Genomic DNA, 486 nt, shown 5'->3' with positions numbered 1-486 from the left:
CACTCTTTGACGCAGCAATCGAGTACCTGGCCCACCAGAAGATCGCCATTCCTGCCTATAGTACCCTGCAGAAGATCGTCAGTCAGGTGATTAATCAACATCAGCAACGATTGTATGATCAGATCAATGCCGCTTGCAGCCAAAGCTTAAAGAATATGCTGCAGACACTGGTTTCCGATGAAGACCACTTTACATTGAAGCAGCTGCGCGGGAGCGCTCGCAACTTCACCGGTACCGAGCTGCAGAAAGAGCTGGCGGTGTATAACCATATTCAACCGCTAATGGAGGATGTGACGACTGTACTCGACTCGCTTTCTCTGTCCCAGAAAAACCAGCATCACTATGCCGAACGGGTTGATTATTACGGTGCTAAACTTAAGCGTCAGTCGCCTGCTAACCAATGCTTGTACCTGCTGTGCTATCTGCAGTCTCGGTACCAGCAGGGCTTGGAGCGCATTGCGGAAGGGTTCATCCATCACACTCGAC

General features: G+C 50.6%; 1 pseudogene. It reads left to right on the top strand.

Annotation, left to right across the window (positions count from 1 at the left end):
* Nucleotides 1-486 (top strand): annotated as a pseudogene (locus tag A3735_RS08915) (DUF4158 domain-containing protein); the annotation flags it as partial.

The sequence above is a fragment of the Oleiphilus sp. HI0061 genome (genome assembly GCF_001635675.1).
This window is presented reverse-complemented; position numbering and strand designations above follow the sequence as displayed.